Here is a 12,199-nt window from a genome sequence, read left to right as displayed (position 1 = left end):
ATCCTATACTATCAACAGTTGCATCTTCATTCGCCTTAACCACCGGTACTGTAATTCCAGTTCCAACTAAGGTTAACCAGTATAAACTAAAGAAACTATATAAATTAATATGGATTTGTGTTAGATGTATGGCGAGTAAAAAATGGTTTATCCCAGCATGCTTAGTTTATTTAGGGTATGTAAATTGTTGGGTAAGGAAAAATGAAAAAAATAAGGAAAGACGATTCGCAAGATCAATATATTTCAGAATTGATCCATGAATTAAATCAACCAATAACAGCAATTAAAGCCTATTTAGGAGGTTGTGAACTCAGAATACAAAAAAACAAATTAAGCCTGGAACAAATACTAAGCGTCTTGCAAAAAATTAATGAACAGGCTGATTTCTTGAAAAATAAAATTGATTCCTTGTATGAGCACATATCTCAAGAAAAACTCATAGAAAAGTCTGCTGACGTCCATAGCGTTATTACAGAGATTATTTCACTATATTCCTATGAAATAAAACATCACAAGATTAGCTTAATCTTAAATTTTCAAAGAGATTTTCCTAATTTTCACATTGATAGTTTTCAGATCAGACATGTTTTATTTCGTTTATTGAAACAATGCATTCACACGGTAGAAAAAAATAAGCTTCACAGAGCGAAATTAGAAATCCAAACTTACATGGATAAAAGCTCGATGAGAATCACAATCAAAAGTAATTTTTTAATAAAAGAAGAGGATTTTAAAAATGAACTTACCTATTGCAATACTTTTCTTGATCAAGAGAGTGGTGTCTTATTAGCTGAATTATGTGCTCATAGTATTTGTTTTCAACTTACAGCGTTTCAACAAAGGTAAAGGATATGCCGTTTAATAAAACTGTTTTTGTTGTTGATGATGATCCCGAAATATGCAAATCATTCCGGTGGTTATTTGAGTCAATCAATCTTCAAGTTCAAACCTATGAAAACGCCGGGGATTTTCTTGATAGTTACACTAATCAACCAGGATGTTTAATCATTGATGTACGCATGCCTATAATGAGTGGCTTAGAGTTATTGGAGCAATTAAATTCCTCACCAAATAAATTACCAGTAATCGTAATCACAGGTTATGGTGATATTTCAATGGCCATACGAGCTATGAAAGCTGGAGCCGAGGATTTCATTCTTAAGCCCGTTAATCATCAAAATTTATTAGAAGCCACACAAAAATGCCTTAAAAAAAATAATAATACTATAATCTCCCAGTCTAATGTTCATGAACGAATAGATAGTTTGACCCGACGTGAAAAACAGGTTATGGATTTGGTGGTTAATGGTAAATTAAATAAACAGATCGCTTATGACCTTAATATATCCTTATCGACAGTGGAAGTTCACCGTGCTAATGTCATGAGAAAAATGGAGACAAAATCTTTAGCTGAGCTTATAAAGATTAATCTAATTTATACCGGAGTCATTGATTCTACAGAATGAATCAGTTTGATTTTGTGTAAGGATCGCATTCGCTCGATAGGCAGCAGGAATTAATCAAACTTACACGACATAGAAAAACGGGGATTCGTTGAAACCGGGGCAAATGAATTTTTTACTTACTGCTAATTGATTCCATGGAACTAGATAAGAAAGAGCAATTTATTTTATTAATCGAAGATAACAATGCTGTAAGTGAAGCTTTAGTTTGGGCTTTAGACTATGCAGGGTATATGACAGTGACGGTTAGAGATGGCCAAGAGGCATTAAATATGCTTGAAAAAGATCCCCTGCCGGCAATTATTTTTTTGGATCTCATGATGCCCGTACTGGATGGTTTTGAATTCCGGGAAAGAAAAAAAACATCTCAACGGATAAGAAATATCCCCACAATTATTACTTCTGCTAAAACGAATTTGGAAAAAATGGAAAAAATGCCGCATGAAACTTTTTTGTCCAAACCTTTCGATTTAAATGATGTGTTTCAAATTCTAAATAAATATAGTAAATGTACCTGAGTAAAGCTTATCGTATCTCTTTGTTTCATTAGTTAACACATCATCAACAATTTTCTTTGATTTATTACGGGTCATCATATTGTTTCCAATCCCACAAAAATTATTCCTCGATTTGCAAGACACCTTTTCGATACCCGTGAATACCAGTGCCCCACATAATAACATCACCAGAAAAAAGTGAACGTAGATCATTTAAATCGGGTTCATTGTTTTAATTGCATTGAAAAATCTATTTTTTCCGAAGAGTTGCGACTTGCTCAGCATCTTTATCAAAGATAAAACAAGTCGCTACATTTAGGTTATAGAGTAACTTGGCAACGGAATAATAACTTAGCAAAAATCTAAAAATGTTGATTCAGCATATTTATGCACATTTGTAACAACTCAACTCCCTTTTCAAGAGTAACTGTACGAACTTTTTTTAAAAAACACCATTATGAAATACACGCGCTGAATTACGGGTTTACCCTATATTTGAATTAATAAATTTGGTATATAGTTAAACATCTTAAAAGAAGCGAGTATTGTTTATTCATAACAAATAATTGCTTAACGAAACAATTTAATGAAAATAAAGAAAGCATTATTACCAATAATATTTTTAAATCAAACCTAAAATTAGATAGAAACAAGTTAAAGCATTTCTTGGAGGATTTTCTTAACAAGCAAGAAAAATTATTCTCAAGAAGAGCTCGAAGCTGACAATGAATCTACTTATAAAATAACTGTTCAAAAAGTTTTGGATTCTGAATTATTAATACTGTTTAAAAAGATTCATTATAAGTTCTTAATGATAAGCAAAATGTGGACCCAGAATAATGGGCATAGTTTGTTAATTAAGGATATTCATCTCAAGAAAAAACAATTTTTGGTAAACACTTTTTAATTTCAATTAACTGGAAGTAAATGAAATGAATTCAAAAGTCATTAAAGAATCATCGTTCCAAATACATGAGGAAATTAAAAAATTACATGAACGACTCTTATTCAAAAAAAATAGGTTAAATGAAAAAGAAGAGGAGATTAATTTTCTTAATATAGAAATTGAGGAATTAAAAAATCAATTGACTGAATTTTATGATTTTAATTCCTCTGCTTTTTTAACTATTGATAAAAATTATTCAATACAAGCTGTAACCTTTCAAAGCTCCTTATTAATGAGTTATGAACGTAATGAATTGATTAATAAAAATTTCTTTAACTTCATTAGTACTTTTCAATACAATACGCTTAAAAAATGCATTCACGATCTCATCGAGAAAGTAGTGAAACAAGATTGTGAATTGGAATTATTAGTAAAAGGTGGAACACGGAAATATATAAAGATTGAATGTCTCTTTACCAAAGATAAATTAATACTGCTGCTTCTTAGGGACTTAACTTATGTGCGTCAATTAGAATCACAGCAAATTCAATTAAATCAATCATTAGGTTCCGTGAACCAATTTTTTTAATTACTTGAAAAGTAGGCAGTTTTTATAGTGAAATTCGATTGCGATCGTTAACAACACTAATGGAACTGCCTACATGTATAATAATATATCAGAACGAGTCTGGGATACAATTTATTCTTTTCTGCAAGGAGTAAAAGGATTGCACATTAAGAATAATGAGAAGACAAGATGCTTTGTGGAAGGAGTCTGGTATGTATTACGTACAGGCTGTCAATGGCGCCTGCTCCCGCCCTATTACGGACATTGGCGTAAAATTCACAAGCGATATAAAATGTGGTCAGATCGCGGCATTTGGACTGGCTTAATGTCTTCAGTTAGCGATGTTGATGATCAAGCCGTCATGATTGATGCCACCATAGTGCGCGCGCATGCGTGTGCATCTGGTTACGACAAGGAAGGGAATGATGCTCAGGCATTGGGGCGCAGTAAAGGAGGTTTTACCACTAAAATTCACGCTTTGGTGGATGGACTGGGGAATCCGATTAAGTTTATCCTGACCGGGGGACATCGAAACGATATTACTCAAGCAGCAGAGCTATTGAAGGAGCAGCGTGACACGATAGTTCTTGCAGATAAAGGATATGATTCACAGGCACTTGTTGACACACTGGAGAGTCAAGGCTGTATTGCAACCATTCCGTCAAAAAAGAATGCGAAGAACCCAAGAAAAATCGATAAAGAGCAGTACAAAGAGCGGTTTTTAGTTGAAGCTTTTTTCTCCAAAATCAAACACTTTCGGCGTGTTTTTTCTCGTTTTGATAAAACAACGACCGCTTTTTCCGGGTTCTTACATTTGGCCGGAGCGCTTATATGGATGCGCTAGAAAATTGGTTCACGGAACCTAGAGACGGTTACCAATTTATTACAAAATGTTTCTGATGCGATAGCTACTTTAGATCAAGAATTTTATTTTAAAATAATAAATCAAACTTAAAGATTAATTTAATTTTAGAAGAGGAGCTCCCTCAATTAGATATTGATAGAATTCAAATAATGCAAATTATTATCAACTTAATTCGAAATAGCATTGAAGCAATGCAAGAGAATATAAACCAAGTCCCTGAACTAACCATTCAAACAAAGAATAAAGATGAATGCATTGAGATTCATTTCCGTGACAATGGGCCAGGCATCATTCCTGAGCACAAAGATAAAATTTTACACTCTTATTTTACGACTAAAGCTCAAGGAACTGGCTTGGGGCTTACTATTTGTAGAAACCTCATTGAAGCTCATGGCGGCAAACTTTATGTGCAGAATCACGATGGCACAGGCGCCTGGTTTATTTGTACTTTACCAAAGCAGCCGGGTGCAATGAAACATTAAGATCATTTAGAATCACCCATACGATTACTCCATGTGCACATAATAGCCCAGCTCCCTGTGATTGTTTACTCGTTTCTCTGATTAGGGCCTGAGCACTTATTATTAAAATAGGATTTCAAATATGTTAACTAGATTGTCAAGAACAATTATTTTGACCGGCTTTTTTTCAGGAATTTTTATCAATTCAACATTTGCCCATTCTCACCACGAAGCAAGTTCCATAGGAAGTCCAGTGAAGGCAACAAAAACCACCAAAACAATTAAAGTGACTGCTTCAGATGATATGCGATTTAATTTTTTACAACCCCCCAAATTTCATGATGGTGAAATTATAACATTTAAAGTGACCAATAGAGGGAAAGTAGTTCATGAGTTTTCTATAGGTGATGAAAAAGAACAAAAAGAACATCAAAAAATGATGCGTGCCATGCCAAGTATGGTGCATGAGGAGGGTAATACCATCACAATTAATCCTGGTGAAACGAAAACATTGACTTGGCAATTTAAATCAAATCCAAAGCATGATGTTGTATTCGCCTGTAATCTACCGGGTCATTTTGAAGCGGGTATGTATATGAAAGTAAAAGCTGTCAAATTGGATAAAAATTCTGTGGTCATAGGTATTAGAGGAGCAATAAGATAGGTGCTTTTCCACTCAGGAAATTGGAAAATCAATGCATCCCTATTTTCCTTAGTTTTTATAAGTAAGACCACGATTGTTAAAAAAAGTATATAGAAATTAAAATTGCCCATTTCTGATTAGAAATTCAGTCAACTCTTTTTCAGGAAAACTAGGAGCTATTTACATTTAGAAAACAGGTTCTGCCAGGGTTTGTTGACAAATCTAGCGAATTGTCAGTAGCCAGACATACTTCCCATCTCGATGAAGGCATTGAGAGCAATCTAATGAATGGAGTTATTATGGATAATAAAAACATAGAGCCGTTGTTTAAAGAAATAGACGAACAAATAGATGGAATTGTATTGCATCTGTTAAAAAAATATGCACTGAAAAATGAATTTTCCCCGAAGCTTGATGCCCATTTGAAGGAAGAAAATGAAGTAGAAACTCTTGCCTCATCGATTTAGTTATAAATATTAAAGTTTCCACTACTCATAATAAGGATATCGTGATGAAAATTGATCAACATACAACATGGATTCTGACTGCAGACACAAGCACTTGCAGAATCTATAAATCGACCACCAAACCTTATCAATTTTCATTGGTCAAAGAATTTCTCCATCCTGAAGGTAAGCTTAGAGATATTGAGATGACATCAGGTAAAGCAGGTCGCTTCAACACCGGAACCACTACTCAAGGAACGTATACACAACAATCCGATCCAAAAGAAATAGAGAACGATGATTTTGCAAGAAAAATCGCAGAAGAACTGGATAATGGTAGAAATAATCACGATTATGACCGACTCATTATCGTTGCACCACCGCATATGAATGGGCTTTTATTACAGCATACAAACAAACATATCAATAATTTGATAACTTATAATATTAAGAATGACGTGATTCATTTATCAGAGCAAAAATTATCTGATTTTCTGCGAGAACATTTGCCAATGTAATGTGACTACAAATATGAGAAATTCCACGGACTAATCCGCGGAATTCGAGTGGGTAATCATTAACTATCAAATAACACGAACTTACTCACATCCATGAGCTTAAACCACTTGAACATCTTCTGCTAAGAGACCTTTTTGCCCTTTTCCTTGCTTAAATAAAACGGACTCACCTTCTTTGAGAGTCTTAAAGCCACTACCTTGAATGGAACTGAAATGTACAAAATAATCCTGGCCATTACTTTGGATAAATCCAAAGCCCTTGCGTTCGTTAAACCATTTTACAGTTCCGTTTATCTTCTCTGGCATTGTCATTATTCCTTTATTATTGCAGTTCAGAACCTAATATTTCTTAGTTGAAGATGCACTTGATGAAACGACTTCAAGCACTTCAAATGACCATAAAGCAAGGATGATTTATCTTAATTTCCAGGTATTCTTTACGCAATTGAGGATTTTGCTTATAAACACTAAGGGAAATGGGCATTAATCATGATGAGGATAATTTTTGCTATAACTCTGATTTATTTCATAATATCGCTACTGTCACAAATTTTTGTCGCAAGAAAAACCCGGTGCAACATAGCACCGGGTTGAGTAAATGATTACCTTATTCTGTAGGTTTTGTTTGCAATTCACAGGTAATTTTTGTGCAGTCACGACAATTTTTTAAAGCAAAATCAAAAGCAGAACTTCCACTGGCTGCATGTTTAGACATTTGTTCATCAGCCTGCTCATCAGGTGAACCTGAAGTTGGACTGCTCGCATTGGTAGTACATATCCACATGCCTGGATGCGTATTTGCTGCGGGTTGGGTGGCAGTTGTCGTATTTGCTGGAGTAGAAGTAGCGTTATCCGCCATTACATGGCTTGATACCACAAACATACTGCTTAAAACAATCATTTTCATTATTCCTTTCATGATCTTCTCCCTTGTTAGATAAATTTTTTAGGAAATATAAACGGACAAACAAATCATATTATAGACAATATTTTTAAAATAAAGTCAGATTTCCTGTGCTTGTAAGCTCGTTTATTTTGTAGTTCGAATTTTAAAGCATCTTTTATTCGATATTTGCATAAGAGATGCTTTAATATTGATAGATTGTTTGATCTAGGATTATTACTGATTTACGACTGTAACACTTTTTCCATATTCAGGATCAGTTTTTGCTAAATAATCCTTTAAACCATCTGGAATTGCATCGTTCAGATTATTTTCTTTAATAAAATCAACTAACGTCGCACCATCTTTATCAGCAAAAAAATCGCCCTTTCCCAGAACTCTTTCAAATAATTTACCGAGCTTGCTACCCTTATAAACTTTACCTTCTTTACCAAACATTTCTTCGTGAATAATTTTATCATGCACTAAACGTATTGCTTGGAGCCGAATCGATTCACTACACTGGGGATGTTTTGATATTTGATTTAGAAATTCAACTTCTTTGGCTCTGTCGCTCTTTTTAAACTTACTTTTAATCCATCGCCAAAAGGGATTATGCTCATCCTCATATGCTTTATCGTAGACTGCTTTGATATGAGGAATGACCTCATTAAGCCTTACTTTCTCTCCTTTTTGGATATTCCTTAATTGGTGATCTGCTACCGCAAATGCAACCTCTTCTACCTTCTTTTTATATGAAGAAATGTCATCTTGAAGATGCGTAAACTCCTTTTCTTCAGTGGTCATCAGTCGGTTTGAGTGCTTTGCTATATGCAACTGACAGTCAGTAAAAATCGTTAAAGCGCTATAATACTGATGAGTTAATTGGGCAAATTCATTTTTTTTACTTTCAGAAAAATCCCCTTCAATTATCTCTCGTGCAGCTCTCTTAAAATTTATCTTGATGCGTTCATACTCTAGGTTCCGTGAACCAATTTTTTTAATTACTTGAAAAGTAGGCAGTTTTTATAGTGAAATTCGATTGCGATCGTTAACAACACTAATGGAACTGCCTACATGTATAATAATATATCAGAACGAGTCTGGGATACAATTTATTCTTTTCTGCAAGGAGTAAAAGGATTGCACATTAAGAATAATGAGAAGACAAGATGCTTTGTGGAAGGAGTCTGGTATGTATTACGTACAGGCTGTCTAGTGTAAGCTTTATATATTTCTCATCATCTTTTTTATTTATAATCTCATTCTTCAAATCAAGCATTGCCTGTGTGGAAAGAGACTGAAGAAAAGCTGTAGATACGCCTTCTCTTATTTTTGGGGGTGCCATTTTTTTAAGAGAAGTGGATTCTTGTCCAAGACCATTTATTAATTTTTCCCGACCCATTTCTTTTCTCCTCTTTGATTGATGTATTATCAAACCCCCACTAATATTTAATTATTCAGTGAGTGAGAATATAAAAAACTGACAGCGTTAATATTTTAATTATATGTTATTTTTTGTATTTCAATAATACAGAATGAATCTTATTTTATCTCAAGGATTGAATTTGATGCGCCCCTTACTTTTTTACCAGTATAAAACAATGCTGCTTAAGGATTGATTAACAAATCAAGTGTAGTTTGGGAATTGAGCTCAGAGCGGGTATAGATCCGGGCATTTTTAGATTTTATGAAGTGCTCATTTTTTTCATAATCATAATAATCAAGAGGAGCAATAGAAGAACCGGTGTAATAAAAAGCATCATTAACGGCCACAAATTAGACCCTGCAAATAGAGCAAAAACAGTATAAATCAATAAAGGAATACTAAAAAATAGAGGAATACAAGCGATTTTCCGCCATGTACCAGACCATTTCCATAACGTGAGGAGCTGCAAAATCCAATAGATAGGAATGGACCAAAAAAGAAGTTTTATGAATAAAATATCCCAAGTAGAAAGAGGCTGCTGCTTTGCGGTGACGCTTGCCTGTTGCTGCTGATTCAGCTCATTGACCCAGGGAGCCTTTGGATGAGCCACCTTACGGTAATCTTCTTGCCAAGTTGCTGAAAGCGAAAGGGATTTAGTTTCTAAAGCCCGCCAATTAGCGTTATATACAGTCACCTTCACTGAATCAATTTCTGTGGGCTTATAATAAGATACCCAAGCAATAGCTTGCCCTTCACCTGCAGGGTATGCTTGGGAAGGATTCATACGGGCATTGGTCTTGATCTCCGCTCCAAGATATGTGCCAATGGCCTGGAAACGCAAAGGCTGCTCACTTTGATAATGAATAAGCACATAGAGCGCTTCATCTTGATGTAATACTGCAGGTGATGCTGGGCTTGTTTCACCGAGTTCCACCTTCAAGGCCACAGCTATGGTGCTATAAGATAACAAAAATCCGATTAGAAAAAAGAAACGTCTCCATACCATGTGAATGTCCCTAATAAAATAGAGGTTTACAGAAGATGCCTCAGGGCCGCCCCTAGCCTGCTACGAAAAATTGAATAACACTAAACCATTATTATCGTTGCCATTACTAATTCTGCAAAACCAATCAACAACCAATTTTTGCTTTTTCAAAACGGGATCAAAGAAATCCACATGCAGTGTCGCAGTATTATCTTCAAAAACACTTAAACGACCAGAGAATGTTAAGAATTCCCCTGTAGGTTTCTTTATAAAAATTTTCATGGACGTGGTTACTGTATCGATTAACTGATCATCAATATCTTCTTTACCATGGAAATACTGAGTAAAATTAAATCGAGTTGTGGCTCCGTTTAATTTTCTTTTCACTTGGGTCGAAAGTTCAGGACCTGTAACATCACAGTTATCAAAATGAATAATTGCGCGGACATCATTACCACTCTCAACAGCTTGTACGAGTTGGGGAAAATCAGTGATATTACTTGTAAGTGAATTAGCATGACTTAAGGGAAACAGCAAGAAAGTTGCGACGATTGATTGCCAAATTCTCATGTATGTCCTCCATGACTCTTTTCCTCATTTGGAGCTCCCTTAACCCGCAATAAATCATATGGAGCTAATTAACCACGAGGCCTCAGATACCTTAAGTGTAGAACGACTTATCATTTTTTCCATTTTTTTGCCTATAATTTAAAAAGTTTTAATGGTGTAAAAAATGTTGGTCAGCCCAGTATCCGAAGCAGTTACTCTATTAAAAAAGCATTAAAAAATAAAAAAATTAACAGAGACCTATGGCCATTGGTTTAGCTCATGAACTTTGCGACGCGTATCAATACCTTAGGAATATTATTGATCAATTTTTTACCAGACGTTGCTTTTGTATGCGGATTATGATTTGATTTTGGTAAAGGAATAACCGATTCGTAACATGGAATACGTCGTCTATGTGCTTTTCTTAATCTCTCTGCTGATTGTAGTAGTACACCAGCTTAAGCTCATACCATTGAATCAGTTAATCCCTGCTTTATCAAGACAGAATGCTTTAGAGCATGAAGATTTATTGACTCTTTTTGATAAATTTAATTACAAACATGAAGACGGCGTTTGTCATGGATTTACATTAACCTGGGCTCAAGAAGCAGCACTTGGATTAGATTATCAATTTTATAATCGGCTCAATCTGATTAAGCGTGAAAAAAGAACATTACCCAATACGTTACAGGCTATTAGTGAGAAAATAAGATCGAGTCAAACTCTCTCCAGAAAAGAACAAAAACGAAACGAAATAAAACCTTTCCTTGAAGCCATATGCCTGGCTCAATCCCCCGACGATTATCATGAGATTTATGCTCAAGCGGTTCAACAATCTAATATTGATACTATCTACAAGATGATCCAGCTTAATCTCTGTAGAAATCAAAACACCGTTAAGAATCTGTTTAGTAAAACAATAAGCTTGGCATCCCCCCAAAACGTCAAGGAATTTTTACAGCAACTACATATTATCCTCCCGGCTAAAAACCATGTTGTGGTGGTTTGTAGTAGCGAAGAACATACGATTGGCTTTAAAAAGTATAAAGACAATACATGGTTGTTCATGGATATCAATCACTTATATGAACAAAGTGAAGAATACCCTTATCAACTATTAACCAGCGAGGAACTCTGCCCCATACTTTATAAATCCCTTTTTGAATCCAGTAAGCGTTTGGTATTTCACTGCTCTTTCATTGCACAGTCGGGAAAACGGAACTTAGCACAACAAATACGGGCGATTGATGATTTATATCCTGTCAGTTCAGAGAATATTCAAATCAGTAATTGCCGCGGCTATGGTGCGCTTGCTTTGGCAGTTCAAAATGATGATAGAAGTACGGTCTGGAAAATACTGCGATTACATAATAAATCACCGGTTATCAGCCAATCTGAATTAGAGAGTGCACTCTTTTATGCGGCAGCCTGCAATCGGTCGAATATTATGAATCAACTAATAAATATTCCCAAAATAGATATCAATAGTCCTTGTAGTCATGACGACGACTCCCCGCTGGGAGTTGCTTGCAGGTATGGCAATGAAAGTGTTGTACAATTGTTGCTTCGCAATGCCAATATTAATGTGAACATGCAAAACGCCAAAGGAATGACTCCCTTAATGCTGGCATGTAAATCATCTTATACACAAAAAAAACCTGCATTACTTAGGCTGCTTTTAGAAGCCAAAGCCAATGTCACCCTCATTAACATCGATGACGAAACAGCGCTTGATATTGCAAAGAAACACGATAATCAGGCAGCGTTGAATATTATGATGCCTGCCAGTTCCAAAACTGCCCCTAAATACAGTTCTAATTTATCACCTAGCAGACCTTCTGGAACAATACCAACCTCGGGTACTTTTTTAAATCACTCTTTTTTTGATAAACCCGATAAGTCTATGGAAAGAGCTGCCCAAGGAGCCCTTCAAATTGCTGGAAATGCAAAAATTAAATAAATGAGCTGTTTGTCTATCATTTCGCTAAGTTACTATTTTTTTTAAA

The 12,199-nt window shown here is 35.1% G+C and carries 15 protein-coding genes and 1 pseudogene; 11 read left to right on the top strand and 5 right to left on the bottom strand.

From position 1 onward, the window contains the following. Nucleotides 1-201: 201 nt before the first annotated feature. From FOLKNPGA_RS04645 to FOLKNPGA_RS04605, 9 genes are all read left to right on the top strand, one after another. Nucleotides 202-846, top strand: coding sequence for a HAMP domain-containing histidine kinase (locus FOLKNPGA_RS04645; RefSeq protein WP_182351894.1), 645 nt, complete (start codon nt 202-204; stop codon nt 844-846). A 5-nt stretch (nt 847-851) separates the two neighbouring features. Next, nucleotides 852-1,466, top strand: a complete 615-nt coding sequence (locus FOLKNPGA_RS04640) for a response regulator transcription factor (RefSeq protein WP_182351893.1) — start codon at nt 852-854, stop codon at nt 1,464-1,466. A 134-nt stretch (nt 1,467-1,600) separates the two neighbouring features. Further along, nucleotides 1,601-1,981: a response regulator gene (locus FOLKNPGA_RS04635; RefSeq protein WP_182351892.1), complete on the top strand. Its 381-nt coding sequence runs from the start codon at nt 1,601-1,603 to the stop codon at nt 1,979-1,981. A gap of 911 nt (nt 1,982-2,892) precedes the next feature. Further along, nucleotides 2,893-3,435 carry a hypothetical protein gene (locus tag FOLKNPGA_RS04630; RefSeq protein WP_182351891.1) on the top strand — a complete coding sequence of 181 codons (543 nt, stop codon included), beginning with the start codon at nt 2,893-2,895 and terminating at the stop codon, nt 3,433-3,435. A gap of 73 nt (nt 3,436-3,508) precedes the next feature. Further along, complete coding sequence (locus FOLKNPGA_RS04625; protein ID WP_058441825.1) at nt 3,509-4,258, top strand: IS5 family transposase; 750 nt, start codon at nt 3,509-3,511, stop codon at nt 4,256-4,258. A 170-nt stretch (nt 4,259-4,428) separates the two neighbouring features. Next, a complete protein-coding gene (locus FOLKNPGA_RS04620) occupies nt 4,429-4,761 on the top strand; it encodes an ATP-binding protein (RefSeq protein WP_370529182.1) in 333 nt (110 codons plus the stop codon). Between the two features lie 121 nt (nt 4,762-4,882). Next, complete coding sequence (locus tag FOLKNPGA_RS04615) at nt 4,883-5,404, top strand: hypothetical protein (RefSeq protein WP_182351890.1); 522 nt, start codon at nt 4,883-4,885, stop codon at nt 5,402-5,404. 278 nt (nt 5,405-5,682) lie between these two features. Then, nucleotides 5,683-5,850 carry a hypothetical protein gene (locus tag FOLKNPGA_RS04610; RefSeq protein ID WP_182351889.1) on the top strand — a complete coding sequence of 56 codons (168 nt, stop codon included), beginning with the start codon at nt 5,683-5,685 and terminating at the stop codon, nt 5,848-5,850. Nucleotides 5,851-5,894: 44 nt separating this feature from the next. Next, entirely contained in the window at nt 5,895-6,347 is a 453-nt protein-coding gene (locus FOLKNPGA_RS04605; protein WP_182351888.1) for a host attachment protein, read from the top strand. Nucleotides 6,348-6,446: 99 nt separating this feature from the next. On the opposite strand, the gene FOLKNPGA_RS04600 is transcribed toward FOLKNPGA_RS04605, so the two are convergent. The 3 genes from FOLKNPGA_RS04600 to FOLKNPGA_RS04590 form a co-directional block, all read right to left on the bottom strand. After that, nucleotides 6,447-6,653 carry a cold-shock protein gene (locus FOLKNPGA_RS04600; protein ID WP_182351887.1) on the bottom strand — a complete coding sequence of 69 codons (207 nt, stop codon included), beginning with the start codon at nt 6,651-6,653 and terminating at the stop codon, nt 6,447-6,449. A gap of 301 nt (nt 6,654-6,954) precedes the next feature. Further along, nucleotides 6,955-7,266 carry a hypothetical protein gene (locus FOLKNPGA_RS04595; protein ID WP_182351886.1) on the bottom strand — a complete coding sequence of 104 codons (312 nt, stop codon included), beginning with the start codon at nt 7,264-7,266 and terminating at the stop codon, nt 6,955-6,957. A 201-nt stretch (nt 7,267-7,467) separates the two neighbouring features. Beyond that, nucleotides 7,468-8,037 (bottom strand): hypothetical protein, encoded by a 570-nt coding sequence (locus tag FOLKNPGA_RS04590; RefSeq protein ID WP_182351885.1) that lies wholly within the window; start codon nt 8,035-8,037, stop codon nt 7,468-7,470. Between the two features lie 270 nt (nt 8,038-8,307). On the opposite strand from FOLKNPGA_RS04590, the pseudogene FOLKNPGA_RS04585 reads away from it, so the two are divergent. Further along, nucleotides 8,308-8,445 (top strand): annotated as a pseudogene (locus tag FOLKNPGA_RS04585) (IS5/IS1182 family transposase); the annotation flags it as partial. Between the two features lie 473 nt (nt 8,446-8,918). Here FOLKNPGA_RS04585 and FOLKNPGA_RS04580 read toward each other — a convergent pair. Both FOLKNPGA_RS04580 and FOLKNPGA_RS04575 read right to left on the bottom strand, forming a co-directional pair. Beyond that, the gene (locus FOLKNPGA_RS04580) at nt 8,919-9,665 is read right to left on the bottom strand and encodes a hypothetical protein (protein ID WP_232890651.1); all 747 of its coding nucleotides are present in this window, start codon (nt 9,663-9,665) and stop codon (nt 8,919-8,921) included. Nucleotides 9,666-9,725: 60 nt separating this feature from the next. Continuing rightward, nucleotides 9,726-10,214, bottom strand: a complete 489-nt coding sequence (locus tag FOLKNPGA_RS04575) for a hypothetical protein (RefSeq protein WP_182351883.1) — start codon at nt 10,212-10,214, stop codon at nt 9,726-9,728. Between the two features lie 376 nt (nt 10,215-10,590). On the opposite strand from FOLKNPGA_RS04575, the gene ankG reads away from it, so the two are divergent. After that, nucleotides 10,591-12,153, top strand: coding sequence for a Dot/Icm T4SS effector AnkG/AnkZ/LegA7 (ankG, locus tag FOLKNPGA_RS04570; RefSeq protein WP_182351882.1), 1,563 nt, complete (start codon nt 10,591-10,593; stop codon nt 12,151-12,153). Nucleotides 12,154-12,199 lie beyond the last annotated feature (46 nt).

Source organism: Legionella sp. PC1000 (assembly GCF_014109805.1).
In the GTDB taxonomy this organism is placed as follows: domain Bacteria; phylum Pseudomonadota; class Gammaproteobacteria; order Legionellales; family Legionellaceae; genus Legionella; species Legionella resiliens.
Note: the sequence above shows the minus strand (reverse complement) of the source record. Positions and strands in the feature narration are given on the sequence as shown.

Coding starts and splice junctions, on each gene's coding strand:
- FOLKNPGA_RS04645 (WP_182351894.1), top strand. CDS start 202: ATGAAAAAAATAAGGAAAGACGATTCGCAAGATCAATATATTTCAGAA.
- FOLKNPGA_RS04640 (WP_182351893.1), top strand. CDS start 852: ATGCCGTTTAATAAAACTGTTTTTGTTGTTGATGATGATCCCGAAATA.
- FOLKNPGA_RS04635 (WP_182351892.1), top strand. CDS start 1,601: ATGGAACTAGATAAGAAAGAGCAATTTATTTTATTAATCGAAGATAAC.
- FOLKNPGA_RS04630 (WP_182351891.1), top strand. CDS start 2,893: ATGAATTCAAAAGTCATTAAAGAATCATCGTTCCAAATACATGAGGAA.
- FOLKNPGA_RS04625 (WP_058441825.1), top strand. CDS start 3,509: ATGTATAATAATATATCAGAACGAGTCTGGGATACAATTTATTCTTTT.
- FOLKNPGA_RS04620 (WP_370529182.1), top strand. CDS start 4,429: ATGCAAATTATTATCAACTTAATTCGAAATAGCATTGAAGCAATGCAA.
- FOLKNPGA_RS04615 (WP_182351890.1), top strand. CDS start 4,883: ATGTTAACTAGATTGTCAAGAACAATTATTTTGACCGGCTTTTTTTCA.
- FOLKNPGA_RS04610 (WP_182351889.1), top strand. CDS start 5,683: ATGGATAATAAAAACATAGAGCCGTTGTTTAAAGAAATAGACGAACAA.
- FOLKNPGA_RS04605 (WP_182351888.1), top strand. CDS start 5,895: ATGAAAATTGATCAACATACAACATGGATTCTGACTGCAGACACAAGC.
- FOLKNPGA_RS04600 (WP_182351887.1), bottom strand. CDS start 6,653: ATGCCAGAGAAGATAAACGGAACTGTAAAATGGTTTAACGAACGCAAG.
- FOLKNPGA_RS04595 (WP_182351886.1), bottom strand. CDS start 7,266: ATGAAAGGAATAATGAAAATGATTGTTTTAAGCAGTATGTTTGTGGTA.
- FOLKNPGA_RS04590 (WP_182351885.1), bottom strand. CDS start 8,037: ATGACCACTGAAGAAAAGGAGTTTACGCATCTTCAAGATGACATTTCT.
- FOLKNPGA_RS04580 (WP_232890651.1), bottom strand. CDS start 9,665: ATGGTATGGAGACGTTTCTTTTTTCTAATCGGATTTTTGTTATCTTAT.
- FOLKNPGA_RS04575 (WP_182351883.1), bottom strand. CDS start 10,214: ATGAGAATTTGGCAATCAATCGTCGCAACTTTCTTGCTGTTTCCCTTA.
- ankG (WP_182351882.1), top strand. CDS start 10,591: ATGGAATACGTCGTCTATGTGCTTTTCTTAATCTCTCTGCTGATTGTA.